The sequence below is a fragment of the Streptomyces sp. NPDC047049 genome, from assembly GCF_040643995.1.
In the GTDB taxonomy this organism is placed as follows: Bacteria; Actinomycetota; Actinomycetes; order Streptomycetales; family Streptomycetaceae; genus Streptomyces; species Streptomyces mooreae.
Map to the genome: position 1 here is coordinate 811,809 of NZ_JBEYVM010000001.1, position 25,922 is coordinate 837,730.

Below are 25,922 nucleotides of genomic sequence, written 5' to 3' on the forward strand. Positions count from 1 at the left end.
AGCTCCTACGGGCCGTCAGCTCCTCTTGTCGGACGGCAGCTTGCGGTACGTCAGCGCCTTCCCGTCGTCGGAGGTGCGGCGCAGCTTGCCGTCCACCATGTCCAGCGTGCTCGCCGAGCCCGGGGAGCAGCCGTCCGGCCCGGAGACGACGGTGGAGGGGCCGAGGCGGACCGGCGGCCCCGCATGGGCCAGGGCGGCGGCGAACTCACAGCGGTAGTCCGCCCCGGTCGCCGTCATCGTCAGCACGATGTCACCGGGCTTGCCCTGGGTGAGGGTGAAGCGCCGGATCTCGTCGTGGGCGTCGCCCAGCCTCGCCTCCCATGTGCCCAGGTAGTTGGCGGGGAGCCTGCCCTTCGCGGACTCCGCCGTCCTCCGGGCGCCGGTGCCGCCCGCGTCGCCGTCCTCCGCGCGCAGGCCGCTGCCGTCCGTGCTCATCAGGGCGTACGCGGCGACCGCACCGGCGCCGGCGAGCACCAGCGCGGCCGCGGTGACCAGGGCGGCACCGGCACCGCGGCGGCGCGACGGCTTACCGGCCGGTACGGGGGCCGACGCCGCGTCAGGGTGCGGTGCGGTGGCGGCGGGTGAGTACGCCGCCGGGCCCCGGGACGGCGGTGGCGGCGTGGCCCGGGCGCGGCCCGGTGCGGAGGGGGTGGGCACGACGGCGGTGGGCGGCTCTCCGTCCCGGGCGGGGTCCCGGTTCTGCGGGTTCTCCGCCGCCAGCAGTTCCACGGCGTGCCGCCCCAGCCGGGCGGTCAACGCCGCCGGCAGCCACGGCTCGTCGTCCGCACCCGGCCGGCCCCCGCCATCGCTGCCGCCCTCCGCCTGCGCCACCAACTGGGCGGGCGTGGGCCGCTGTGCGGGGTCCTTGGCGAGCGCGCCGGCGATCAGCCCGCGCAGTCCCTCGGGCACCGCGGAGAGGTCGGGCTCCTCCTGGGCGATGCGGAACATCACCGCGTGCGCGACGCTGTCGGCCGTCCCGAACGGCTGCCGCCCGGTCACCGCGTACGCCAGCACGGCACCGAGGCTGAAGACGTCGCAGGCCGGGGTCAGCGGCGCGCCGCGCACCTGCTCCGGCGACATGAAGCCCGGCGAGCCGATCGCCCCGCCGGTGTGCGTCACGCCGTGGCCGGACACCGCCTCCAGGGCCCGCGCGATGCCGAAGTCGATGACCCGCGGCCCGTCGATGGTGAGCAGCACGTTGGACGGCTTGAGGTCGCGGTGGATGATTCCGGCGGCGTGGATCGACCCCAGCGCGCGGGCCAGCCCGGCGGCCAGGATCCGTACCGTCCGCTCGGGCAGCGGGGTGCCGCTGCCGCCGACGACCTGCTGCAGGGAAGGCCCTGCGATATAGCCCGTGGCGAGCCAGGGGGTCTCGGCCTCGGTGTCCGCGTCCAGTACGGGCGCGGTCCACTCCCCGGCGACCTGCTGGGCCGCCCGCACCTCCCGCCGGAAGCGCGCCCGGAACTCCTCCTCACCGGCCAGTTCCGCCCGCACCAGCTTGACCGCGACCGTACGGCCGCGGTCCGAACGGGCCAGGAACACCCGCCCCATGCCGCCCTCGCCGAGCCGCCCGAGCAGGCGGTAGTCCCCGATCCGCGACGGATCCTGGGCATCCAGCGGCATCAGCCCCGCCGGCCCGTCCGGGCGCCCCAGCAGCCGCTGCCAGCCCGGTCGCCCCGCTTGTCCTGGCCGTTCCACGATCTTCCGCCCCTTCCCCCCGAATCCGCCCCCCCCCGGGCGAGTGGGCGGGCCGCCTGTGCTGCCCGCGCCGCCTCCTCCGCGTGAGGATACCGAGCGCCCCTCGGCCCCCGGCAGGCCGCGGGCCCGTCATGCCTCCGCAGCCGGCGGCGCCCCCGGCCAACTCGTCCCGCGCCGCGGAGCGTTCGGCAGCACCGCCATGAACCGCCCGCCCGTGGCCGGGATACGACGTTCCCGGATGTCTGTTTCCGCGTCCCGGAACTTTCCCGGAACTTTCCGGAGACGAGGATCGTCGTACGCGTACCTCGACGACCACCGCGACCCCGGACCGCCCTCGGCTCCGCCCGCGACACCACGCCCCCGGCCGGACAACGGAACCGCAACGGAACCACGACGGCACCACGACGAACAGCGCACCCCCCGGCCACGCACACCCTTCTCCCGTCCTTCAACCGCCAAGGAGACCGTGTGATTCCCGCCGTACGCGCCCTCGCCCGTGCCGCCATGTCCGCACGCCCGGTGCCGCTCGCCGACGTCCAGGCGCGGGCCGAACTCCTCGCCCGTTTCGACCGCCGCTACCTCGTCCCGGTCGAGGTCTTCGCCGCCTTCGCGGCCGAACTCACCGACCACCGCAGGCCGGGCGGCCCGTTCGCGGCGCTGTGCATCAACGGGCGCCGCTGGTTCCGCTACCGCTCCCTCCACTACGACACTCCTGACCTGCGTTCCTTCCACGACCACCGGCAGGGTCTGCCACTGCGCTACACGATCCGCGAGCGGCACTACGAGGACATCGGGGAGCGGCAGTTCGAGGTCAAGCTCACGGGACGGCGCGGCGAGACGGTCAAGCACCGGCGGCCGCTGCTGCCGGGCGACCCGGCCCTCGGCGCGGCCCCGCGCGGCTTCCTCACCGCCGTACTGGACCGCGCCTACGGCCTCCCGGCCCCCACCGACCTCGACGGCGCACTGGAGACCGACTACACCCGCGCCACCTTCGTCGCGGACGGCCGGCGCATCACCTGTGACGCCGCGCTGCGCTGCCGGGACCTGCAGTCGGGCCGCACGGTACGCGCCGACGGCGGACTGGTCCTCGTCGAGATCCGGACCGCCGGCCGGCTGACCGGCGCGGACCGGCTGACCGACGCGGACCGGCTGCTGCACGGCCACGGCGTCCGGGCCGCCGCCTTCACCCGCTACTGCGGCGGACTGTCGGCCCTGCGCCCGGACCTGGCCGCCGACCACTGGCGCCAGGCGGTACGGACGGCCTTTCCCACGGCCGCCTGACCACCCGGTGCGGTGCCACGGGCCGGTGCGGTGCCACGGGCCACGGCAGCCGGCGCCCGGCGGCCGGCGGCCCACGATTCTGGACAGAATGTCCGCGCGTCGTGGGTGGAGTCACACACAGTGTCGGTACCGCCCGGCGGACCGTGATCCCTACGCTGAGGGCGTTCGCCGCGACCGTTCCACGGCGGACCCGAGCGACCCGATCCGAGGTACTGACCGTGACCACGACGCCCTCCTCCGCCGCTGCCGACCCCACTGCCGGTGCGGCTATCAAGGCCGCCGACCGCGCGCACGTCTTCCACTCCTGGTCCGCGCAGGGCCTGATCGACCCGCTGCCGATCGCCGGCGCCGAGGGCGCGTACTTCTGGGACCACGACGGCAACCGCTACCTCGACTTCTCCTCGCAGCTGGTCAACACCAACATCGGCCACCAGCACCCCAAGGTCGTCGCGGCGATCCAGGAGCAGGCCGCCAAGCTGTGCACCATCGCGCCCGGATTCGCCGTGGACGTACGGTCCGAGGCCGCCCGGCTGGTCGCCGAGCGCACCCCCGGCGACCTCGACAAGATCTTCTTCACCAACGGCGGCGCGGAGGCCGTGGAGAACGCGGTCCGCATGGCCCGCCTGCACACCGGCCGCGCCAAGGTGCTCTCCGCCTACCGCTCGTACCACGGCGCCACCGCCACCGCGATCAACCTGACCGGCGACCCCCGCCGCTGGCCCTCCGACACCGCCTCTGCCGGTGTCATCCACTTCTGGGGCCCGTTCCTCTACCGCTCGGCCTTCCACGCCGAGAACGAGGCACAGGAGTGCGAGCGCGCCCTCGCGCACCTGGAGCAGACCATCGCCTTCGAGGGCCCGCAGTCGATCGCGGCGATCATCCTGGAGACCGTCCCCGGCACCGCCGGGATCATGGTCCCGCCGGCCGGCTACCTCGCCGGGGTCCGGGAGATCTGCGACCGCCACGGCATCGTCTTCATCCTCGACGAGGTGATGGCGGGCTTCGGCCGTACGGGCAAGTGGTTCGCCGCCGACCACTTCGGCGTCACCCCCGACCTGCTGACCTTCGCCAAGGGCGTCAACTCCGGCTACGTCCCGCTGGGCGGCGTCGCGATCAGCGCCGAGATCGCCGCGACCTTCGACCAGCGCCCCTACCCGGGCGGTCTGACCTACTCGGGACACCCGCTGGCCTGCGCCTCCGCCGTCGCCACCATGAACGCGATGGCCGAGGAGCGGATCGTGGAGAACGCCGCCGAGATCGGCGAGAAGGTCCTCGGCCCCGCGCTGCGCGAGATCGCCGCGCGGCACCCGTCCGTCGGTGAGGTCCGCGGTATGGGCGTCTTCTGGGCCCTGGACCTGGTCAAGAACAAGGAGACCCGCGAGCCGCTGGTCCCGTACAACGCCGCCGGCGCCGCCAACGCCCCGATGGCCGAATTCGCCGCGGCCTGCAAGCGCGGCGGCCTGTGGCCGTTCGTGAACATGAACCGGACGCATGTCGTCCCGGCCTGCACCATCACCGAGGCCGAGGCCAAGGAGGGCCTGGCCGCCCTCGACGAGGCCCTGACGGCGGCCGACGCCCACACCGTCTGAGCCCCGGGGACGACGCCACCGGGGGCGGAACCGCAGGTCACGGACGTGTCGTCCGGCGGACCGACGGTAACCTCGGGCGGCATCGCGGTACGGCCCTCGCCTATCGTGGGCGGGGGCCGCTCCCACCTGCGCGGTCAGGGACGTCGAAGGAGACGCACACGATGGCCGCCGCCGGAGACAGCTCAGTCATACGACGCAGCACCCTGCGCCAGCAGATCGCCGACGCGCTGCGCGACGAGGTCCTGGCCGGCCGGCTGCCGTCCGGGCACCCCTTCACCGTCAAGGAGATCGCCGAGCAGTACGGCGTCTCCGCCACCCCCGTGCGCGAGGCGCTGCTCGACCTCTGCGCCCAGGGCCTGCTCGACGTCGAACAGCACCGCGGCTTCAAGGTCCACGCCTTCACCGCCGACGACTTCCGCGCCATGGTCGAGGCCCGCACCCTGATCATCGAGGGCATCTTCCGCAGCGGCGCCGACCGGGCCCTGCGGAACACCCCCGCCGAGGTGCTGATCTCCATCCGGCGCCGCGCCGACGAGGCCGAACGGGCCGCGCGGGGCGGCGACCTGGACGTCCTGATCGGCTACGACCTGCGGTTCTGGCGCGAGCTGAGCAGCATCGTGAACAACGTCTACATCAGCGACTTCCTGGACCGGATCCGCGTCCAGACCTGGATGTTCGCGGTGCCGCTGCTGCGTCGCGAGGGCGACCTCAAGGGGCATCTGTGGCAGGGCCACAGCGCGCTGGCCGACGCCCTGCTCCAGCACGACCTGCCCGCGGCCCAGCGGCTGATCGCCGAGTACAACGAGCACTCCCTCACTCTCGTCGGAACGCGCGGGTAGCACTACGCTGTCCCGACCATCGGCCGTAATGGGCCGTACCCGTAGCTGTACGTGCGCCGGTGTCCCCGTCCCCGACCGGAAGCGAGCCCACACTCGTGGCATGTGACCTGTGGCTGGTACCCCTCGTCGATGTGCTGTGCCACAGCCCCGACAATCCGTTCTCCGAAGAGATCGCCGCCTACGACAAGGCCCTGACGGAAGCGGGTCTGCCACCGGTCCCGGTCTTCAGCTATATGCCCGGCCTGTCCGGTGACGTCGCCCCGGTCGCGGGTTTCGACTACGACGCCCTGCACTTCCTGCGCCGCGCCTACCTGCTGCGACTGTGCAACCTGGAGGTGACCCCGGTCGACGAACTGGGCGGTGACTACGAGCAGTTGCTGGAGATGTTCGAGACCACCGCGCAGCAGTCCCATCTCGTGTGGCACTACGACCACGCCGGCGCCTACGTCCCGGTCGACTTCCCGCACCCGCTCGCCAACGACGAACTGCTGGAGGGCGGCGGCCCGCTGGGCTCCTCGCACGGTCTGCTGCGCGACCTCGAACTCGTTGCGCCATCCCTCGGCATCGATCCGGCCAATCCGCCGGCCGCCCCCGCCCCGCCGGCCGGCCCCACCTCCCTGGAGGAGCGGGCGGGCGCGGTCCCCCTGGACGACAGCCCGTTCGCCCGGGAACGGCACGTATGGCTCGGCCTGCACGCAGCCGCCACCCGAAGCCTGGGCCAAGGCTCCATGATCGTCTTCAGCTGACCCCACCCCACCCGCACGGCATCCACGAACCGTCCCGACCCACCACCTCATTCCCACCCACCCACGGGAGGGGACGGGCCGGAGGGGCAGGGGTGTGGGGCTTTGCTTCCGAAGGCTCCGAGAAAGAGCAAAGGCGGAGCGCAGCGGAGCGTAAAGCGAAGCAGTCCACACACCAGGCCCCGGAGGCCCGTCCCCGCACCCACAGCCCCGCGCAGCGGACCCGCCCGCCGCCAGGCGCAATGGCGGCACCCCCACGGCGGGACAGCCGACAACGTGGGAAGCAATCCAAGCGCGCTCAGCGCGCGTCCGGCGGCCGCTGCCGCGGCATATTCGGCCGCACCCGCTCCGGCACCGCGAACCGCCCCGGCGCCCCCGGCTCCTCCCGACGCGCGTCCACGGCGGCGAAGCCGCCCCCGCGCGCCGCGGCGAACCGCAGCGCATCGGCCCGGAAGTCCGCCATCCAGTCGGCCGTCTCGGCCCGTACCAGCTCCCCGAGGTCTTCGTTGAACCGCCGCAGCACGCCCAGACAGCGCTCGGCCGCCTCACCCGCCGTGCCCTCGGCCGGCCCCAGCACTTCGCGCACCCCCTCCACCGCCCAGTCGAACTGCAGCGCCTCCAGCCGCCGGCCAATCGCCTGGGCGGTCGCCAGGTCCCGCATCCAGCCGGCGGTCAGCCCGAAATACCGGTCGCAGCCCACACACACCGCAGCCAGCAGCAGCGACAGAGCGCCCCAGGGGGCCCCGCCCGGCCAGATCCCGGCCAGATCCAGCAGCGGGAGCACCCCGCCCGCCGTCACTCCGGCCGCGGCCCCCGCCCGCAGCACCCGCGCGCCGCGGCGCTTGGCCCGCCGGCCGCGCAGATACCAGTCGGCGCTGCGCAGCGCGCCCTCCTCGCACCAGAGATAGAGCGCGTCCAGGCGGTCGGCCGGCTCCCCCCAGTCGCCGAGCGGGAACGCCCGGCCCGCAAGATCCCTCCGGCCGCGGCCCCGGCTGCCGCTCTCCCGGGTGGGGCTGCCGCCCTCCCGAGGGGGCCCCTCGGGCTGCATCTCCGGATGACTCACCCGTGCACTCCCTCTCTGTCTCCACAGCCTCTGTAGCTCTCCACGGACACGTCCGGTGCGTGACGTACACGCGCGGTGCCCGCAGGACGTCCACGCGCGGCGCATCCGTGGCATGGCGGCGCATCCGTGATACCTACGCGCGGTGCCTGCGTGACATACGAGACAGCCGTTGCGCCCGGCCCGGCCCCCTTCCTACCGCCGAACGGCTGGCGTCGGCTCCACGATCACGCTCTTTCCGCCCGGAAGTGGTGCGTGATCGGATATAAGGCGGCCGACCGCCTCACCCGAAAGAGTTGCCACCGCGACGACGCACGGTTTCCGGCCGCCCCGGGCCGGTGCGCCTGTCCGGGCCCGGCCGACGTCGGGGCGGCGGGCGCTCTCGTCTAGGCTGCCACCGTGAAGGTCCTCGTCATCGGCGGCGGCGCCCGCGAACACGCCCTGTGCCGCTCTCTGTCCCTCGACCCCGACGTCACCGCGCTGCACTGCGCTCCCGGCAACGCCGGTATCGCCGAGGTGGCCGAATTGCACGGGGTCAACGCCCTCGACGGCGCGGCCGTCGCCGAACTCGCCGCCGGTCTGCAGGCCGACCTGGTCATCGTCGGCCCCGAGGCCCCCTTGGTGGCGGGCGTCGCCGACGCCGTGCGCGAGCGCGGCATCCCGGTCTTCGGCCCCTCGGCCCAGGCCGCCGAGCTGGAGGGCTCCAAGGCCTTCGCCAAGGACGTGATGGCCGCCGCGGCCGTCCCCACCGCCCGCAGCTATGTGTGCACCACCCGCGAAGAGATCGACGAGGCCCTGGACGCCTTCGGCGCCCCGTACGTCGTCAAGGACGACGGCCTGGCCGCGGGCAAGGGCGTCGTGGTCACCGACGACGTCGAGGCGGCCCGCGCGCACGCCCTGGCCTGCGACCGCGTGGTCATCGAGGAGTTCCTGGACGGCCCCGAGGTCTCGCTCTTCGCGGTCACCGACGGCGTCACCGTCGTCCCGCTGCAGCCCGCCCAGGACTTCAAGCGCGCCTACGACGGGGACCAGGGTCCCAACACCGGCGGCATGGGTGCGTACAGCCCGCTGCCCTGGGCCGACCCCAAGCTGGTCGACGAGGTCATGGCCACCGTCCTGCAGCCCACCGTCGACGAGCTGCGCCGCCGCGGCACCCCGTTCTCCGGGCTGCTCTACGCGGGCCTGGCGATCACCTCCCGCGGGGTGCGGGTGATCGAGTTCAACGCGCGCTTCGGCGACCCGGAGACCCAGGTCGTCCTCGCCCGCCTCAAGACCCCGCTCGCCGGTCTGCTGCACGCCGCGGCCACCGGCACCCTCGCCACCCTCCCGCCGCTGCGCTGGAGCGACGGCGCGGCGGTCACCGTCGTCATCGCCTCCCACAACTACCCGGACACCCCGCGCACCGGCGACCCGATCGACGGCCTCGCCGACGTCGCGGAGCAGGACGGCCCCAAGGCGTACGTCCTGCACGCCGGCACCAAGCGGGACGAGAGCGGCGCGGTGCTCAGCGCGGGCGGCCGGGTGCTGTCCGTCACCGCCACCGGCGCCGACCTCACCGCCGCCCGGCAGCGCGCCTACCGCGCCGTCGGCCGGATCTCCCTCGACGGCTCGCAGCACCGCACGGACATCGCCGCCAAGGTCGCGGACGCGGGGGCAGCGGGCGTCTAGGACGCGTTCGTCCCTGGCCCGCCGGGCCGGACGGGGAGCACGCAGGCCGCACGGACGCGCCCGTCGCGGGCGGCGCGACCGCCGCGTCCGGTCCCGTCTTCGGTGGCCTCTTGGGTGACATCTCTCCTGGGGCATATGCCACATACCGTGACATATGCCCCAGTGCTCTTGCTGGAGCCGGGCCGAAGCGTCCACGGCCCATATCCGCCGGGCACGGGTTCCCGGCTTTGCCCAAAGCCATTCCATCGAGTGACCGCACCAGGTATACGGCTGACGAGGCCCACACCCCCAACTAGGGTGCGGCGCAAGCGTCCTGTGGTCACCGGGCCGGAATCCGGCACGGCTGCCCCGGCGGCGTCCGGCAAGTGGCTCACCGGCATTGCGATGCCAGTGGCCGGTGCCACAGTGGTGGTGGAGTGCCCTCGCTCCACTCACCGCGCAATTCTCGTACGTCCGTCCCGTGTTCTCTCCGTCCGGCTCCATCAGGACAGCAGGGGGTGTACAGGCTCGTGGCAAGTCCGGAAACAGGCGTCCTGGCGGCGCGTGCCCGCGCCCTTGCCGTGCTGCGGATCCGCAGCACGGCGCTGGCCGTCGCGCTGCTGCCGGCGGCCGTGGCCGTGGTGCTGTTCACCGGCCGGGCGACCGGCCACCTCGGCGCGGGCGCCGGCTGGGAGCTGGCCCGCTGGATCGCCGGCGGTCTCGCGGTGCTCAGCCTGCTCCTGGCGGCGCTGGTCACGGCCGTCGTGGCGCGCGCCAGACCCGCGCTCAGCCCGTCCGTGCCGATCTCCGAGAAATCGGCCCCCGATCTCTACCGCCTCGTCCGCGATCTCGCCGACCGCCTGGAGGTCCCCGCGCCCTCGGCCATAGCGCTCACCCCGGACTGCGACAGCTGGCTGGAGGACCGTACGCACCGCGCCCACGGCCCGCCGCGCCGCGGCAGGGGAGCCACGCCGCGTGAAGGGCGCCGGAGCGCCGAGGCGCCGGTCCTGGTCATCGGCTCGCCCTTCCTGTGGTGGATGCGGGTCGGCGAGCTGCGCGCCCTGCTGGCCCCGGTCGTCGCCGGCACCGGCCCGTCCGCCCACCCCGACATAGCGGCCGCCCGCCGCTTCATCCGCGGCCTGGACGCCGCCGTCGCCGTATCGGCCCGCGCCCGGGGCCCGCTGCGCGCTCTCCCGCTCCGCTTCGTGGGCCGGGTGGCGCGACTGCTGCTGCGGGCCGGCCGCGAACACGCCACGATCATGGAGCGCGCCGTCGCCGCCGCCGCCTCCGAGCGCGCACAGACCGTCGACTACGGCCTGCGGATCGTCGCCCAGGAGCAGGTCGGGCTCGCCTACGCGGGCTGGGACCGGCTGCTGACCCGGGTGGCGCTGCCCGCCTGGCGGATGGGCCGCTGGCCGTCCCGGCTGGACGCCGGTGTGGTCTCCGCGCTCACCGAACTCTCCCGCCGCGACCGCCTCGCCAACGGCTTCGCCTCCCGGCTCGGCGAGCGCCCGGCCTGCGACCTCCTGGAGGAGCCGGGCGCCATCGACCGCGCCGCCTCCCTGCTGGCCGCCCGCCTCTTCCACGGCGGCCCGGCCGAGCCCGGGCCCGACTGGTCGCCGGTCGGCTGGAGCCAGTACCCGGAAGAGGTCGTGGACCGCAAATGGCGCCTGGAGGCCGCCCGCCTCCACCGCGTCCTCGACAACCTCCCGGCGTCCCCGCTCCCGGCGGTCCCGCCCACTCCGGCGGCCCCGGACCCCGCCTGCGCCCCGCCCCTCTCGTACGCCCGCTCCTCCTCCCGTACGCCCACGGGCCACCCCCCGGCGGACCGTTCCGCCGGCGGCCCGCCGTCCACCGGCCGTCGCGACGGCCCGCCGACCGCACCGGCCCCGGGCCCCACCCTGGCCCGTGTCATCGACCGGCTCGTCCAGGACGAGCGGGCGGGCGATCTGGTCGCCGCCCGGCTGGGCGCGGAGGTCGAGCGCGAGGAGCGCGAGGAAGCGGCCCGCCAGGCCGCCCGCTGTGGCGCGGCGCAGGACGCCGGCATCGGTGTGGCCTGGGGCGACGGCCTGGTGTCCGAGGGCGGCCTCCCGCTGTTCCCGCTGCAGCCGCCCCGTACGGGCCGCGAACTCCTCGCCGACCACGTCACCGCCATGGTCTGCTGCGCCGCCGTCGACACCGCGGGAGCCGCCCCCGGCCTGGACTGGCTCGACGGCCCGGCGCTGCTGGTCGACGGCGCCCGCCGCGCCGACCTCGGCCGCCCGGTCCTCAGCCTGGTCGACGACGGCGACGCGGAGCCGCTTCGCGGCTGGCTGACGACGGTCGGCGTACGCCCCGAGAAGCCGGTCCGGCTGGTATGACCGCGACAGCCGCGACAGCCGCGACAGCCGCGACAGCCGCGACAGCCGCGACAGCCGCGACAGCCGCGACAGCCGCGACAGCCGCGAAGGCCGCGAAGGCCGGGACAGCCGCGAAAGCCGGGACGGCCGGGACAGCCGGAATGACCGGAGCAGCCGGAGCGACCGGAATCGTCGGAAAGCCGCGCTCAAGGCCGTACTTACCCGCCGGGCGGGGGCCGGGCGCCTCGCCCCGCGGCTCCCGCACCACCGGCTGAATGTTCCCTTCCAGTTCGCATTTCGGGGGCTGCACCCTCTAAATTCACGACGAAGGGTGACGGAGCGAGTGCGTAATGTGATGTGCTGGGGGGCGGCCGGCCGGGTTTGCCCGGCCGGACGCAGTAGCGGCTCGATCGGCTGCGGCCGATGGGGGATGTGGGAGGGGAGTGAAGGTGGCGACGGATCAGATCAGGCGCTGGGAGTCGGGTGCGCTCGCCCACGCCGTCACGGACCCGTTCGGACAGGGCCCGCTGCCCTGGCTGCGCGGCAGCGAGAACTACTTCGACTCCGGCCGCATCATTCCCTGGTACGTCGACCCCGCCGTCGCCCAGGGCGCCCTGCCGGTGCCCGACCCCGGCAAGCACAACGGGCCGCGTACCGCCGATGACGTCCACCGCCAGATCAAGGGCTTCGCCGGCCCCGGCGCGGTGGCCCCCGGCGAGGCCATCGACTTCCGCGTCTCGGTGGACCCGCCCCAGCCGTTCAACATCGACATCTACCGCATCGGCCATTACCGGGGCGCCGGCGCCTCCAAGATCACCAACAGCCCCCGCCTGGCCGGCATCGTCCAGCCGCCCCCGCTGACCGCGGACCGTACGGCCTCCTGCCACCACTGGTGGCTCTCCTGGCGCCTGCAGGTCCCCACGTCCTGGCAGCTCGGCGCCTACGTCGCCGTGCTCACCACCGCCGACGGCCGCTACCGCTCCCACATCCCCTTCACGGTCCGCGACCACCAGCCCGCCGATCTCCTCCTGCTGCTGCCCGACATCACATGGCAGGCCTACAACCTCTACCCGGAGGACGGCCGGACCGGCGCCAGCCTCTACCACGCCTGGGACGAGGAGGGTGCGCTCCTCGGCGAGGCGGATGCCGCCACCACCGTCTCCTTCGACCGCCCCTACGCCGGCGCGGGACTGCCCCTCCACGTCGGCCATGCCTACGACTTCATCCGCTGGGCCGAGCGCTACGGCTACGACCTCGCCTACGCCGACGCCCGCGATCTGCACGCCGGCCGCGTCGACCCGTCCCGCTACCGCGGCCTGGTCTTCCCCGGCCACGACGAGTACTGGTCGGTGCCCATGCGCCGTGCGGTCGAGCACGCCCGCGACACCGGCACCTCCCTCGTCTTCCTCTCCGCCAACACCATGTACTGGCAGGTCGATCTCTCCCCCTCGCCCACGGGCCCGGACGCGCTGCTGCACTGCCGCAAGCGGCAGGGCCCCGGACGCCCCGCGCTCTGGCGGGAGCTGGGGAACCCCGAACAGCGGCTGATGGGCATCCAGTACGCCGGCCGGGTCCCCGAGCCGGCCCCCATGGTCGTACGCAACGGCGGCCACTGGCTGTGGGATGCCACCGGCGCGTACGAAGGCGACGAGCTCCCCGGGCTGGTCGCCGGCGAGGCCGACCGCTACTTCCCGCGCACCAACCTCCCCGAGCACACCGAACGCATCCTGCTCGCCCACTCCCCCTACCGCGACAGCGAAGGCGCCCGCCGCCATCAGGAGACCTCCCTCTACCGCGCCCCCAGCGGCGCCTGGGTCTTCGCCTCCGGCACCTTCGCCTGGTCCCCCGCCCTCGACCGCCCCGGCCACGTCGACGAACGCATCCAACGCGCCACCGCCAACCTCCTCGACCGCATCTGCAAACGCGACTGAGCCCACGGGGGGCGGGGCCCCGCCCCGCCTGGCCCGTGCGAGGGCTCGTCCCTACCGCGCGGAGGTCGACCGGCCACCGCATGGCGGCCGGTTACTCCACCCGGCGGCCGCCCCCTACCGCGCGGCGACCGGTCCCAGCTCCCGTGCCAGCGCGACCGTCAGGGCCCGGAAGATCCGCACCTCCGGATTCGGGTCCCCGGCACGCGTGGCGAGCACACTCTGCGCCCACGGCGCATCCAGTACCGGTACGAACACCGCCCCCGGCCACGGGTAGTAGCGCGCGAACGACTTCAGTCCCGAGCCCGCTCCCCGCCCCGCCGCCACGCTCGTCAGCACATCCTGCGGGGTCAGCGCGTAGTCGAGGCCACGCCGTCGGCCCTCGTTGAAGTACAGGTAGTCGGAGAAGGGCTGCGGTGTGTGCGAGGGCAGCCGCAGATACGGCAGGTCGATGACGTCCGCCATCCGCACCCCTTCGGGCGCGGCGTCCGCGAGCGAGGACGCCGCCGGCACCGCCACGATCCGCTGCTCGTTCGTCAGCACATCGGCCTCGATCTCCGCACTCCGCACCAGCGGCCGCACGAACGCCACGTCCACCCGGTCCTCGCGCAGCGCACTGCAGTGCTCGGTAAAGGTCAACTGCACCAGCGACACGGGGACGTCGGGCCGGGCCCGGCGGAAGGCGCTGATCGCGGCCGGGGTCACCTCGGCCGATCCGTGCCCCATGACGCCGACCCGCAGCGGCCGGGCCGGTGCCGTCCCCTGTGCCGCGTCCGCCACATCGTCCATGGCGGCGTTGGCGGCGGCGAGCAGCGTACGGGCGTGGGAGACCAGCCGCCGCCCCGCCGCGGTCGGCGCCACGGGACTGCGCTCCAGCAGGAGGGTGCCGAACTCCCGCTCCAGTTGCTGTATATGGCCGGTCACCGCCGCGGGAGACAGGAACAGCCGGGCCGCCGCCCGTCCGAAGTGCCCCTCCTCGACCACGGCAAGAAAGGAGGAGAGCCGCCGCAGATCCATGCGGCCCACGATAATTCCGGACCCGCGCCGCCACCGGGGGCCGTTCAGCTTTCCTGAACGGGGGAGGCGCCGCGGCCCGCCCGGCCCGTACAAAACCTTCCATGACGACCACGGCACACCCCGCCACCTCCCGGACCACCGGCCGTCCGATCCGTCACCGCCACTGGCTGCGCACGGGCTGGGTGATGACCGCCTCGGGCTGGAGCGCCAACCAGTTCTCCGCCCTCCTCGGCGCCTACCATGCGGATCTCGGTCTGACCGCGGCCACGACCACCGCTCTCTTCGGCGTCTATGTCCTGGGCCTGATCCCCGGCCTGTTCCTGGGCGGTCCGGCCGCCGACCGCCGCGGCCGGCGCCCCGTCGTCTTCGTCGCGCTCACGCTCTCCGCGCTGGCGACCGTGCTGCTGATGGCGGGTTCGGTGGCCACCGGCCTGCTGTGGCCCGGCCGCTTCCTGACCGGTATGGGGGCCGGCGCCCTGCTCAGCGCCGGCAGCGCCTGGATCAAGGAGCTGTCCTCGCCCCCGTACGACACCCACGCGACGGCCGGCGCCGCGGCCCGCCGTTCGGGACTCTTCCTCTCCGCGGGCTTCGCCACCGGCGGGCTGGTGGCGGCGCTGATAGCCCAGTGGGCCCCGGCGCCCATGATCACCGCATACCTGCCCCACCTCGTCCTCTCCGTGACAGCCGCGCTCCTGGCGTCCCGCGCACCGGAAACGGCCCGCACCGGCGGCCGGCGGCCTGCCCGCACGCCCGACGCCCTCGCGACGCCACCGGCCCCCGCGACGGCACCGGCCCCCGCCCCCGGCGCGGCCTTCCGCCGCCTGGTCGCCCCCGTCGCCCCCTGGGTGTTCGTCGCCCCCAGCATCGCCCTCGCCACCCTCCCCGGGCTCGTTGATGCGGGTCTCACCGGCTGGCGGACCGTGTACGCCGGGATCGTCACCGCCGTCACCCCCGGCGCCGGCCTGCTCGTCGCACCCCTCGCCCGACGCCTCGCCGCCCGCCGCCGCATCGCCACCGCCGTGGCCGGCCTCGCCGCCGTCATCGCCGGACTGCTCCTCGCCGCCTTCGCGGTCGCCCGCATCCGGCCGGACGCCGCGCTGCTCGCCGCCGCCGTACTCGGCGCCGGATACGGACTGTGCGTGGCGTACGGCCTCACCGAGGTCGCCGCCCTTGCGCCCCCGGAGAGGCTGGCCCGCCTGACCGCCCGCTTCTGGGCCCTGTGCTACCTGGGCTTCTGCACCCCGTACGCGATCTCGCTGCTCACCGGCCTGTTCGCCCCGGCCACGGTGCTGCTCGCGGCGGTCGTCCCGGCCGCCGCCACCCTCGCGCTGATCGCCCGCCGGGGTGCCCAGCGGGGCGCCCGCCGGGGTGCCCACCAGGGTGCCCGACCCGCCGCGTGACGCCCACCCCGGCTGCCCGACGCTCAGCTCGCGTCCAACTGGAGCCCGGCCCCCCGGTGGGTGCACCCGGCCCCCGTCCGCCACCACCGGACCGCGTGAGGGAGAATCGGTATGACTCCTGGATCAACCTACGCGGAGGAAGCGTGCCCGGTTTTGTAGAAAAGCCTGAGCCGGTGGAGGTTCCCGGGCTCACCCACCTTCACACCGGCAAGGTGCGCGACCTCTACCAGAACGCCGCCGGCGACCTGATCATGGTCGCCAGCGACCGCACCTCCGTCTACGACTGGGTGCTGCCCACCGAGATCCCCGAAAAGGGCCGCATTCTTACCCAGCTGTCCCTGTGGTGGTTCGAGCAGCTCTCCGACCTGGCCCCCCACCACGTCCTCTCCACCGACGTCCCGGCCGGCGCGCCCGCCGACTGGGCGGGCCGCACCCTGGTCTGCAAGTCGCTGCGGATGGTCCCCGTCGAGTGTGTGGCCCGCGGCTACCTCACCGGCTCCGGCCTCGCCGAATACCGGCAGACCCGCACCGTCTGCGGCCTGGCCCTCCCCGAAGGCCTCGTCGACGGTTCCGAGCTCCCCGCGCCGATCTTCACCCCGGCCACCAAGGCCGCCGTCGGTGACCACGACGAGAACGTCTCCTACGAGGAGGTCGTCCACCAGATCGGCGCCGAGGTGGCCGCCCAGCTCCGGCAGACGACCCTCGCCGTCTACAGCCGGGCCCGCGACATCGCCCGCGAGCGCGGCGTCATCCTGGCCGACACCAAGTTCGAGTTCGGCTTCGACGGTGAGCAGCTGACCCTGGCCGACGAGGTCCTGACGCCCGACTCCTCGCGCTTCTGGCCGGCCGACCTGTGGCAGCCGGGCCGCGCCCAGCCGTCCTTCGACAAGCAGTTCGTCCGGGACTGGCTGACCTCTCCCGCGGCGGCCTGGGACCGTACGGGAACGCTGCCGCCGCCCGCCCTCCCGCACGAGATCGTCGAGAGCACCCGCGCCAAGTACGTCGAGGCCTACGAGCGCCTTACGGGTCTCAGCTGGGCGTGAGCCCTTGTCCGGCCCGGCCCTCACCCCGGGCCGGGCCGCACCCCCGGACGGGCCGCACCCGGCCGGAGAACAGGTGCCGCGCACACGAAAAGGCCCCGTCCGGCATCACTGCCGAGCGGGGCCTTCTCCTTCTGAGCGGACGACGAGGCTCGAACTCGCGACCTCAACCTTGGCAAGGTTGCGCTCTACCAACTGAGCTACGTCCGCATGCTCCGTGCACAGCTCCTGAAACCAGTCGCCGCCGCGCGGTGCGGGCACCACTATAGCCAACCTCGCTCGCGGGCGAGGCGCGCCGCGGCGTGACGGTTCTCCGCACCCAGCTTCGCGGTCGCCGAAGACAGGTAGTTCCGCACCGTGCCGGGCGACAGCGAGGCCCGCTGCGCGATCTCCGCGACCGGCGCTCCGTCCTCGGCGCATTCCAGCACCTCCGCCTCCCTGGCCGACAACGGAGACTCCCCGGCACTGATCGCATCCGCCGCCAACTCCGGGTCCACATAGCGGTTTCCGGCATGGACCGCGCGTATGATCTCCGCCAGCCGCTGCGCCGACACCGTCTTCGGAACGAACCCCCGCACCCCGGCTTCCAGCGCCCGCTTCAGATGCCCCGGCCGGCCATGGCTCGTCACGATCATGCACCGGCACCCCGGCACCTCACCCCGCAGAGATGTGGCCACTGCCACACCATCCGCCCCCGGCATCTGCAGATCCAGGACCGCCACATCCGGCCCGTGGGCCCGGGCCATCGCCCGCGCCTCCGGTCCCGACGCCGCCTCGGCCACCACCAGCAGATCGTCCTCCAGCGACAGCAACGCCGCCAGCGCTCCCCGGATCAGATGCTCGTCATCCGCGAGCAACACCCGGATCACCTCGCCACGCACCCCGTCACTCACCCGCCGCCCCACCTCTCCGCCGACCACGAACCCCCGTGCCGAATCTGGTGTCGAATCTCGTGCCGAACCTTCGTGCCGAGTCCCTGCGCCGAACCCCCGCACCGCACCGGATTCCCGCACCGAGCCCTTGTGCCGAACTCCCGCCCCGTTCGCCCGCGCCGTCCGCACCCTCACCCTTCCCTACCCCGCCCCCATCGGTATCGGCAGCTCGACCGTCAGACGGTAGGAGCCCTGCAGGACCGGGCCCGATGCCAGGGTGCCGCCCAAGGGCTGCAGCCGTTCCCGCAGCCCCTTGAGGCCGCTGCCGGGCAGCGGGGCGGCTCCGGTGGCGACCGGACGGTGGGCGGTGACACCGTCGTTCTCCATGGTCATCACGAGTACCGAGCGGTGCGGATCGATCAGGGTCCGCACCGCACAGTGCCGCACCTCGGCGGCGTGCCGCAGGACGTTCGTGGTGCCTTCGCGTACGACCCAGCCGAGCGCCGACTCCACCTCCGGCGGCAGCTGTGTCTCGTCCTCGCCCTCGATACGGCAGTCCACCCCGGCCGCCCGCAGGATGGAGCGGGCCCCGGCCAACTCCGCCCGGAGATCGGCCTTGCGGTAGCCGCGCACCACCTCCCGTACCTCGCGCTGGGACTCCTGGGCGATCCGCTGCACCTCCACCATCTGCTCCACGGCCGCCGGCCGCTCCCGCAGGGCGAGCTGGACGGCCAGCTCGCTCTTCAGGGCGATCACCGCCAGATTCCGGCCCATGACGTCGTGGAGATCCCGGCCGAACCGCAGCCGTTCCTCGGCGACCGCGAGCCGTGCCTCGGTGCCGCGTGCCGCGTCCAGCTTCCGGAACACACCGAGCATCCAGCCGGTGGGCCGCGCTATCACGAAGCTCCACAGACCGGTGAAGACCAGCAGACTCGCCACGCCCAGTGCCCCCAGCCAGGCGCCCGTGAGCACGCCGAACAGCAGGATGAGCGCCGTCGTGGCAGCGACCAGCGCCGCCAGGAACCTCCGCTTGGACACCACCAGGCTGTGGGCCATGAGGAACGGTGTGAGGCTGGCGCAGACCGCGATGGCCAGCGTGGCCAGGCTTTCGTCGGGACGGTGGCCGACGCTGTGCACCTTGATCAACGCGACCAACGCGATTTCCGCGGCGATGGTCAGCACACCCGAGACGAGCAGCAGGCCGCGCGGCGTCGCCCCCAGATTCAGGTAGCGGTTCAACGCCCGGTTCAACAGCGGCAGGGCCAGCCCGCCCTGCACCACGTTCAGTCCACTGGCGCCGACGGCCAGGGCGACCATCAACGGGCTGCCGCCGGTGAGGCCCATGACGGGCATCACCCCGCCGATCACAGGGAGCCAGGGAAGGGCGTACAGCGTCCAGCGGAAGTACGCCTCGACCATGCCCACCTGGCTCCGCCGCCGCCACATCGCCCGTAGCCGCCCGATCATGCGCTGCCCGCCCCCGTTGCCCGATCTCGCGCGTCGTTAGCGCCGCGGCTCCCAGCGGAACCACCGCTGCACAGCAAACAGCGCGAGCCCGGCCCAGGCCAAGCCGGTGATCAGCTGCCCCACCGTCTCCTTGAGGTCCCCACCGCCGGTCCAGCCGCCGCGTATCAGCTCCATCGCAGGCGACAACGGCAGGAATGCGAGGAACGCGGCGACCCGCTCCGGAAAGATGTCCAGGGGGACCATCACCCCGGATCCGGCCAGCGACAGCATGATGAAGGGCATCACGATCAGCTGAGCGGACTCGGTCGACCTCGCGAAGGCGGAGGTTGCCGCTGCGAGCCCGATGACCGTGACCATGCCCAGCAGCACTCCCGCGATCAGGAGCTGCGGTGCGGTGGGCAGGTCGGTGTCCAGCACCAGCGCGCCGAGGACGGCGAGAAGCACGCACTGCGCCAGCCCTATCAGCACCGAAGGGAGTGCGGTGCCGGTCAGTATTTCCAGATCCCGCAGTTCTCCGGTGCGCAGGCGCTTGAGCACCAGTTCCTCGCGCCGGGCGACATAGGCGGCGGTGACGTTGGAGTAGACGGCAAAGACCAGAACGCAGCCGAGAGTGCCGGGCAACAGCACCGTTCCGACCGACAACCCCGTGCCGGCCAGGTTCATCGAACCGACTTCCTGCCGCATCGCGAAGGCCATCACAATCGGCAGGAACAACGACGTGTACAGCGCGGACTTGTTGCGGACGAGAAGCGTCAACTCGGCCCGCCCCAGGGCCTGCAGACGGCCGGCAGCACGCGTTTCCGCGGGAATTCCGCCCCGCGCATCGCCGACAGCTTGGCTTGTACCTGCACTCATGTGTTCTCCAGCCCCTTTGCGATGTGCAGAAATGCCTCTTCCAGCGACGCGGATCTGACGTCCAGTCCGCGCAGCGTTATCCCCTTGTCCCGCGCCCAGACCAGCACCTCCGTCGCGGTCCGCTGCAGTTCGTCCGTCCGCAGCCGGACCGTGCGCCCGGCCGTCTCATGGCCGATGACTCCCAGTTCCCCCAGCGGCGGGAGATCGCCGACCTGGAATCCGTCGGGCAGCTCGAAGGAGAGGTGCGAGGGATGCGCGGCGACCACGTCCGCGACATATCCCGCCGCCGCTATCCGCCCGCCGTGCAAAATCGCCAGCCGGTCCGCCAGCTCCTCGGCTTCCTCGAGATAGTGCGTGGTCAGCACGATCGTGGTGCCGGCGTCCCGCAGCTCGCGGACCAGCTCCCAGGTGGCATGCCGCGCCTCGGTGTCCAGCCCGGTCGTCGGCTCGTCCAGGAACAGCACCTCGGGCCGCCCCAGCAGCGCGAGAGCGAAATCCAGTCGCCGCCGCTCGCCGCCGGACAGCTGCTTGACCCGGACGTCCTTGCGCCGGTCCAGTCCCACGGAGCCGAGGGCTTCCTCGACCGGGCGTGCCCCGGTGGTGCACCCCGCCCACATCCGCAGGGTCTCCGCCGGTGTCAGCTCGGCGGGGAAACCGCCCTCCTGCAGCATGACGCCGATACGGGGCCGCACCTTGTCCCGCTCCCGGAACGGATCATGGCCGAGGACCCGGATCCGCCCGGACGTGGGCGCGGCCAGGCCCTCCAGCAGTTCGAGGGTGGAGGTCTTGCCCGCGCCATTGGTGCCGAGCAGCGCGAACAGCTCGCCCCTGCCGACGGTGAAGTCGATGCCCTTCACGGCCTCATAGCTCTCCTGCGGCCCGGACCGGCTCCGCCCACCCGGCCGGCTGCGCCCCTCCGCCTGCCCTCCGGACGCGCTCCGCCCGCCCGGCTCTCGGGTCTCCTTCCCCCGCCGTCCGGCCGCGCCGTAACGCCGGCGGAGTTCGGTGACTTCGATCACACTGGCGCCGGAACCGGTGCTCCCGGCGACGCCGCGGCCGGCCTCCGCGATGGTTTTCTCCCCGATGTTCATGAGTCCAGCGTTTCGCCGGATCGCGTTTCCGGGCAGTGCGTCCTGTCATCGCAGTCGATGACAAATGTCAGTTGCCTACGCCGGAAGAGAGGGCAGGGGGAGGGGGCGCCGGAGAGGGAAGGGGGCGGGTGCGACACGACCCCCGGAAAAGGAAGAAGGCCCCGGTCGCAATGACCGGGGCCTTCTCTTTCCGAGCGGACGACGAGGCTCGAACTCGCGACCTCAACCTTGGCAAGGTTGCGCTCTACCAACTGAGCTACGTCCGCAGGCATCCACTCGGCTTTCACCGAGCGGCGCGACAGCTACTGTACCTGATCCCGTGACCGGGAACGGCCGAGCTGTCAGAGCGGGTGACAGGGATTGCACACTGCGCCTCCCTCTTGGAAAGAGGGCGCTCTACTACTGAGCTACACCCGCGTGACTCCGTGAGGTCCGGCCTTTCGGCCTCGCCCCTCGGCGTGTTCCAGACTCTAGCTGATCAGTAGGGGTGCTGTGCAAGTCGGCTGTGCCCGGCCCGGGGGACGCGCTGAAGTCGGTTAACGGTTGGCGGCGTTGAAGGCCTCGTAGACCTTCTTGGGGATCCGGCCGCGCGGGGGGACGTCCATCTGGTGGGACCGTGCCCAGGCACGGACGGCCGCGGGGTCGGGGTTCACCGCGGTCCGGTGGTAGGCCTTGCCGGACTTGGCCCGCTTGCGGCCGGCCTCCACGAACGGGGCGAGAGCGCCGCGCAGTTTCTTCGCATTGGCTGGATTGAGGTCGATCTCGTACGACTTCCCGTCCAATCCGAAGGCGACCGTCTCTGCGGCTTCTCCTCCGTCGATGTCATCGGAGAGCGTTACTACTACGCGCTGCGCCACGGATATCGGTCCTTTCGTGGAGCGACCCCTTGTTGACGTGGGGTGATGCTCCGGATCCGGCTGATTGGGATCAATGCTTTTTCATTTGTACAGCGATGGGCATTGCATTGTGAAGCCCAGTTAATTTCGTCAGCGTGTCTTCTCGCAATCCGGACCCCGGATCTTTTCGAGAATTTTTCCTGAGCTGCACTCCTTCCGATGCCGGACCGCGATGGGGCCGTCCGCATATCTATGCGCGTAGATTTTCGAACACGGTACTGTGAGGACACCGCCTTACGCACCACACCACCGGGAGTGCCAGTGGCACGCGTCGTAGTCGACGTCATGCTCAAGCCGGAGATCCTCGACCCGCAGGGGCAGGCGGTGCAGCGCGCACTGCCACGCCTGGGCTTCGAGGGGATCGCCGACGTCCGTCAGGGCAAGCGTTTCGAACTTGAGGTGGAGGGTCCGGTCGACGACGCCGCCCTCGCTCGCATCCAAGAGATGGCCGAGACCTTCCTCGCCAACACCGTCATCGAAGACTTCACCGTGCGGGTCGACTCATGACCTCGCGGATCGGAGTCATTACCTTCCCCGGCACGCTCGACGACCGCGACACCCAGCGCGCGGTCCGGGTCGCCGGTGCCGAAGCGGTGCCGCTGTGGCACCGCGACAAGGACCTCAAGCAGGTCGACGCCGTGGTGCTGCCCGGCGGTTTCTCGTACGGCGACTATCTGCGGGCCGGCGCCATTTCCCGGTTCTCGCCGGTGATGGAGACCGTGATCGAGCAGGCCAGGGCCGGTATGCCGGTCCTCGGTATCTGCAACGGCTTCCAGGTGCTCACCGAGACCCACCTGCTGCCCGGCGCCATGCTGCGCAACAACCATCTGCACTTCATCTGCCGCGACCAGAAGCTGCGGGTGGAGAACGCGGAGACCTCCTGGACGTCGGACTACGCGTCCGGCCAGGAGATCAGCATCCCGCTGAAGAACATCGACGGCCGGTACGTCGCCGACGAGCGCACGCTCGACATGCTCGAGGCCGAGGGCCGGGTCGCCTTCCGCTACCTGGACGGCAACCCCAACGGCTCGCTCCGCGACATCGCCGGCATCACCAATGAGGCGGGCAACGTCGTCGGCCTCATGCCGCACCCCGAGCACGCCGTGGAGCCGCTGATCGGTACGGGCCGTACCGACGGCCTGGGATTCTTCACCTCGATCCTGAAGAAGCTGGTCAACGCATGACTCTGGACACCGTCAAGCACGCAGCCGAGACGCCGGACACCGACCAGCCGTGGGCCGAGCTCGGCCTGAAGCAGGACGAGTACCAGCGCATCCGCGAGATCCTCGGCCGCCGTCCCACCGGCGCCGAACTCGCCATGTACTCGGTGATGTGGTCCGAGCACTGCTCCTACAAGAGCAGCAAGGTCCACCTGAAGCAGTTCGGCGAGAAGGCCCCGGAGAACGACGCGCTGCTCGTCGGCATCGGCGAGAACGCCGGTGTCGTCGACGTCGGCCAGGGCTACGCCGTCACCTTCAAGGTGGAGTCCCACAACCACCCCTCGTACATCGAGCCCTACCAGGGCGCGGCCACCGGCGTCGGCGGCATCGTCCGCGACATCCTCGCCATGGGTGCCCGCCCGGTCGCCGTCGTGGACCCGCTGCGGTTCGGCGCCGCCGACCACCCCGACACCAAGCGCGTCCTGCCGGGCGTGGTGTCGGGCATCGGCGGCTACGGCAACTGCCTGGGCCTGCCCAACATCGGCGGCGAGGTCGTCTTCGACGCCTGCTACCAGGGCAACCCGCTGGTCAACGCCGGCTGCATCGGCGTCATGAAGCACGAGGACATCCACCTCGCCAAGGCGTCCGGCGCGGGCAACAAGGTCATCCTCTACGGCGCCCGCACCGGCGGCGACGGCATCGGCGGCGTCTCCGTGCTGGCCTCGGAGACCTTCGACGACTCCAAGCCCGCCAAGCGCCCCGCCGTCCAGGTCGGCGACCCCTTCCAGGAGAAGCTGCTCATCGAGTGCACCCTGGAGATCTTCAAGGAAGACCTGGTCGACGGCATCCAGGACCTCGGCGGCGCCGGGCTGTCCTGCGCCACCAGCGAGCTGGCCTCGGCCGGCTCCGGCGGGATGCGCGTCGAGCTGGACACCGTGCCGCTGCGTGACTCCTCCCTCTCGCCCGAGGAAATCCTCATGAGCGAGTCGCAGGAGCGGATGTGCGCGATCGTCGAGCCGGGGAAGGTCGACCGCTTCCTGGAGATCTGCGAGAAGTGGGACGTCATCGCGACCGTCATCGGTGAGGTGACGGAGGGCTCGCAGCTGGAGATCTTCTGGCACGGCGAGCAGATCGTGGACGTACCGCCGCGCACCGTGGCCCACGAGGGCCCGGTCTACCAGCGCCCGTATGCCCGGCCCGACTGGCAGGACGCCCTTCAGGCCGACGACGCGGCCAAGCTGGCCCGCCCGGCGAACGCGGACGAGCTGCGCGCGCAGGTCCTCGCGCTGGTGGCCTCGCCCAACCAGGCCTCCAAGGCGTGGATCACCGACCAGTACGACCGGTTCGTGCAGGGCAACACCGTCCTCGCGCAGCCGGAGGACGCCGGCATGGTCCGGATCGACGAGGACAGCAACCTCGGCGTCGCGCTCGCCACGGACGGCAACGGGCGCTACGCCAAGCTCGACCCGTACACCGGCGCGCAGCTGGCGCTGGCCGAGGCGTACCGCAATGTCGCCGCATCCGGTGCCAAGCCGCTGGCCGTCTCCGACTGCCTGAACTTCGGTTCGCCCGAGGACCCGGCGGTGATGTGGCAGTTCGCCGAGGCCACCCGTGGTCTCGCCGACGCCTGCCAGACCCTCGGCACCCCGGTCACCGGCGGCAATGTGTCGCTCTACAACCAGACCGGCGAGGTGGCGATCCACCCGACCCCGGTCGTCGCGGTGCTCGGCGTGATCGACGATGTGAACCGCCGTACCCCGATCGCCTTCGCGGACGAGGGCCAGCTGCTCTACCTGCTGGGTGACACCCGCGAGGAGCTGGGCGGTTCGGCCTGGTCGCAGGTGGTGCACGACCACCTCGGCGGTCTGCCGCCACAGGTGGACCTGGAGCGCGAGCGGCTGCTGGCCGAGGTGCTGATCTCCGCCTCCCGCGACGGCATGATCGACGCCGCGCACGACCTCTCCGACGGCGGTCTGATCCAGGCCGTGGTGGAGTCCTGCCTGCGCGGCGGCAAGGGTGCCCGCCTCGTCGTTCCCGACGGCCTCGACCCCTTCGTGCTGCTCTTCTCCGAGTCGGCGGGCCGGGCCGTGGTGGCCGTGCCGCGCAGCGAGGAGCTTCGCTTCACCGACATGTGCGGTGCACGGGGGCTGCCGGCCACCCGGATCGGTGTGGTCGACGGCACCGAGATCGATGTCCAGGGGCAGTTCAGCATCCCGCTGAGCGAGCTGAAGGACGCGCACGAGGCGACCATCCCGGGCCTGATCGCCTGATCCGTCTGATCGCCTGATCCGTCTGAGACGCAGCCCGGGCGCTGCGCCACCGACGGTCCGACGGCCCGTTCCCGCCATGGGGACGGGCCGTCGCCGTTTTTCCCCGCACCTTCTGGCGCGTTCCCGTACCTTCCCGCACGGCAGCCATTGCCAGGAATTACGTCATTACGTAATCTCTAACCATGGATCTGGAGCAGCGGCTGGCCGAAGTGGAACGCCGGCTGGCCGCGCTGGAACGGTCCGCCGCCCGCTCTCCGGTCTCCGCGCCCGAGCGGGAACCGGACGAGGAGCTGTGGGCGCTGCGCGGCCTCAAGGAGCAGTGGGCCGAACTCGGTGCCGACAACGGCGGAGTGCTCTTCACCGGGGCCGTACGGACGCCGGCCGGGCTGCGCTACGAGTGGCAGTACGGCCTGGCCACCGATGCCCTGCTGGACGACGACTGGGCGGCCGCCGCCGAGTCGTTCGCCGCACTGGGCCAGCCCCTGCGGCTGCGGCTGTTGCGCGAGATCCTCGGCGGCCGCTGCACCGCCGCCGAACTCACCGGCCTCGACGGCACGGGCACGACCGGCCAGATCTACCACCACCTACGGCAGTTGACCGCCGCCGGCTGGCTGCAGACGGCCGCCCGCGGCCGCTACGAGGTTCCGGCCGGCCGCGTCGTACCGCTGCTGGTGATGCTGACCGCCGCCGGGTGCTGACGCCCGGCCTCACGACCTCACGGGGGAGACGG

21 protein-coding genes and 3 tRNA genes are annotated in these 25,922 nt (G+C 72.5%); 13 read left to right on the forward strand and 11 right to left on the reverse strand.

What is annotated here, in order from left to right:
* Positions 1 to 15: 15 nt before the first annotated feature.
* Entirely contained in the window at positions 16 to 1,623 is a 1,608-nt protein-coding gene (locus tag ABZ851_RS03760) for a protein kinase (protein WP_361121827.1), read from the reverse strand.
* Between the two features lie 543 nt (positions 1,624 to 2,166).
* Here ABZ851_RS03760 and ABZ851_RS03765 point away from each other — a divergent pair.
* The 4 genes from ABZ851_RS03765 to ABZ851_RS03780 all read left to right on the forward strand — a co-directional run bounded on the left by ABZ851_RS03765 (position 2,167) and on the right by ABZ851_RS03780 (position 6,153).
* Complete coding sequence (locus tag ABZ851_RS03765; RefSeq protein ID WP_361121582.1) at positions 2,167 to 2,979, forward strand: VTC domain-containing protein; 813 nt, start codon at positions 2,167 to 2,169, stop codon at positions 2,977 to 2,979.
* Positions 2,980 to 3,197: 218 nt separating this feature from the next.
* On the forward strand, positions 3,198 to 4,568 hold the full coding sequence (locus tag ABZ851_RS03770) for an aspartate aminotransferase family protein (RefSeq protein ID WP_361121585.1): 1,371 nt from the start codon (positions 3,198 to 3,200) through the stop codon (positions 4,566 to 4,568).
* Positions 4,569 to 4,729: 161 nt separating this feature from the next.
* Positions 4,730 to 5,407, forward strand: coding sequence for a GntR family transcriptional regulator (locus ABZ851_RS03775; RefSeq protein ID WP_361121588.1), 678 nt, complete (start codon positions 4,730 to 4,732; stop codon positions 5,405 to 5,407).
* A 95-nt stretch (positions 5,408 to 5,502) separates the two neighbouring features.
* Positions 5,503 to 6,153, forward strand: a complete 651-nt coding sequence (locus ABZ851_RS03780; protein ID WP_088798573.1) for a hypothetical protein — start codon at positions 5,503 to 5,505, stop codon at positions 6,151 to 6,153.
* 295 nt (positions 6,154 to 6,448) lie between these two features.
* On the opposite strand, the gene ABZ851_RS03785 is transcribed toward ABZ851_RS03780, so the two are convergent.
* Positions 6,449 to 7,213, reverse strand: coding sequence for an SLATT domain-containing protein (locus ABZ851_RS03785; protein ID WP_361121592.1), 765 nt, complete (start codon positions 7,211 to 7,213; stop codon positions 6,449 to 6,451).
* A 396-nt stretch (positions 7,214 to 7,609) separates the two neighbouring features.
* On the opposite strand from ABZ851_RS03785, the gene purD reads away from it, so the two are divergent.
* The 3 genes from purD to ABZ851_RS03800 all read left to right on the forward strand — a co-directional run bounded on the left by purD (position 7,610) and on the right by ABZ851_RS03800 (position 13,127).
* A complete protein-coding gene (purD, locus tag ABZ851_RS03790) occupies positions 7,610 to 8,878 on the forward strand; it encodes a phosphoribosylamine--glycine ligase (protein ID WP_361121595.1) in 1,269 nt (422 codons plus the stop codon).
* Between the two features lie 509 nt (positions 8,879 to 9,387).
* The gene (locus ABZ851_RS03795; RefSeq protein WP_361121598.1) at positions 9,388 to 11,217 is read left to right on the forward strand and encodes a hypothetical protein; all 1,830 of its coding nucleotides are present in this window, start codon (positions 9,388 to 9,390) and stop codon (positions 11,215 to 11,217) included.
* A gap of 428 nt (positions 11,218 to 11,645) precedes the next feature.
* Positions 11,646 to 13,127: a N,N-dimethylformamidase beta subunit family domain-containing protein gene (locus ABZ851_RS03800; protein ID WP_361121601.1), complete on the forward strand. Its 1,482-nt coding sequence runs from the start codon at positions 11,646 to 11,648 to the stop codon at positions 13,125 to 13,127.
* Positions 13,128 to 13,241: 114 nt separating this feature from the next.
* On the opposite strand, the gene ABZ851_RS03805 is transcribed toward ABZ851_RS03800, so the two are convergent.
* Entirely contained in the window at positions 13,242 to 14,141 is a 900-nt protein-coding gene (locus ABZ851_RS03805; protein ID WP_361121604.1) for a LysR family transcriptional regulator, read from the reverse strand.
* 101 nt (positions 14,142 to 14,242) lie between these two features.
* On the opposite strand from ABZ851_RS03805, the gene ABZ851_RS03810 reads away from it, so the two are divergent.
* A complete protein-coding gene (locus tag ABZ851_RS03810) occupies positions 14,243 to 15,541 on the forward strand; it encodes an MFS transporter (RefSeq protein ID WP_361121607.1) in 1,299 nt (432 codons plus the stop codon).
* Between the two features lie 143 nt (positions 15,542 to 15,684).
* Positions 15,685 to 16,584, forward strand: coding sequence for a phosphoribosylaminoimidazolesuccinocarboxamide synthase (locus tag ABZ851_RS03815; RefSeq protein ID WP_336047280.1), 900 nt, complete (start codon positions 15,685 to 15,687; stop codon positions 16,582 to 16,584).
* A 134-nt stretch (positions 16,585 to 16,718) separates the two neighbouring features.
* Here ABZ851_RS03815 and ABZ851_RS03820 read toward each other — a convergent pair.
* The 8 genes from ABZ851_RS03820 to ABZ851_RS03855 all read right to left on the reverse strand — a co-directional run bounded on the left by ABZ851_RS03820 (position 16,719) and on the right by ABZ851_RS03855 (position 21,723).
* Positions 16,719 to 16,791: transfer RNA gene (locus tag ABZ851_RS03820), tRNA-Gly, on the reverse strand.
* Between the two features lie 53 nt (positions 16,792 to 16,844).
* Positions 16,845 to 17,462, reverse strand: a complete 618-nt coding sequence (locus ABZ851_RS03825; RefSeq protein ID WP_361121610.1) for a response regulator transcription factor — start codon at positions 17,460 to 17,462, stop codon at positions 16,845 to 16,847.
* Between the two features lie 192 nt (positions 17,463 to 17,654).
* Complete coding sequence (locus ABZ851_RS03830) at positions 17,655 to 18,920, reverse strand: histidine kinase (RefSeq protein ID WP_361121613.1); 1,266 nt, start codon at positions 18,918 to 18,920, stop codon at positions 17,655 to 17,657.
* A gap of 36 nt (positions 18,921 to 18,956) precedes the next feature.
* Positions 18,957 to 19,775 carry an ABC transporter permease gene (locus tag ABZ851_RS03835; protein WP_361121616.1) on the reverse strand — a complete coding sequence of 273 codons (819 nt, stop codon included), beginning with the start codon at positions 19,773 to 19,775 and terminating at the stop codon, positions 18,957 to 18,959.
* The gene (locus tag ABZ851_RS03840) at positions 19,772 to 20,866 is read right to left on the reverse strand and encodes an ABC transporter ATP-binding protein (protein WP_361121619.1); all 1,095 of its coding nucleotides are present in this window, start codon (positions 20,864 to 20,866) and stop codon (positions 19,772 to 19,774) included. Before ABZ851_RS03840 ends, ABZ851_RS03835 begins: the two co-directional genes overlap by 4 nt.
* Before the next feature lie 193 nt (positions 20,867 to 21,059).
* Positions 21,060 to 21,132: transfer RNA gene (locus ABZ851_RS03845), tRNA-Gly, on the reverse strand.
* 79 nt (positions 21,133 to 21,211) lie between these two features.
* Positions 21,212 to 21,283 (reverse strand) — tRNA-Gly (locus ABZ851_RS03850).
* 119 nt (positions 21,284 to 21,402) lie between these two features.
* Positions 21,403 to 21,723, reverse strand: a complete 321-nt coding sequence (locus ABZ851_RS03855; protein ID WP_088798564.1) for an Lsr2 family protein — start codon at positions 21,721 to 21,723, stop codon at positions 21,403 to 21,405.
* A 300-nt stretch (positions 21,724 to 22,023) separates the two neighbouring features.
* Between ABZ851_RS03855 and purS the strand changes: the two genes are divergently transcribed.
* The 4 genes from purS (at position 22,024) to ABZ851_RS03875 (ending at position 25,890) form a co-directional block, all read left to right on the forward strand.
* Positions 22,024 to 22,269 (forward strand): phosphoribosylformylglycinamidine synthase subunit PurS, encoded by a 246-nt coding sequence (purS, locus tag ABZ851_RS03860; RefSeq protein WP_030086196.1) that lies wholly within the window; start codon positions 22,024 to 22,026, stop codon positions 22,267 to 22,269.
* A complete protein-coding gene (purQ, locus tag ABZ851_RS03865; RefSeq protein WP_088798563.1) occupies positions 22,266 to 22,946 on the forward strand; it encodes a phosphoribosylformylglycinamidine synthase subunit PurQ in 681 nt (226 codons plus the stop codon). The genes purS and purQ overlap by 4 nt, the downstream gene beginning before the upstream one ends.
* Positions 22,943 to 25,192: a phosphoribosylformylglycinamidine synthase subunit PurL gene (gene purL, locus ABZ851_RS03870; RefSeq protein ID WP_088798562.1), complete on the forward strand. Its 2,250-nt coding sequence runs from the start codon at positions 22,943 to 22,945 to the stop codon at positions 25,190 to 25,192. Before purQ ends, purL begins: the two co-directional genes overlap by 4 nt.
* 182 nt (positions 25,193 to 25,374) lie before the next feature.
* Complete coding sequence (locus ABZ851_RS03875; protein WP_361121624.1) at positions 25,375 to 25,890, forward strand: ArsR family transcriptional regulator; 516 nt, start codon at positions 25,375 to 25,377, stop codon at positions 25,888 to 25,890.
* Positions 25,891 to 25,922 lie beyond the last annotated feature (32 nt).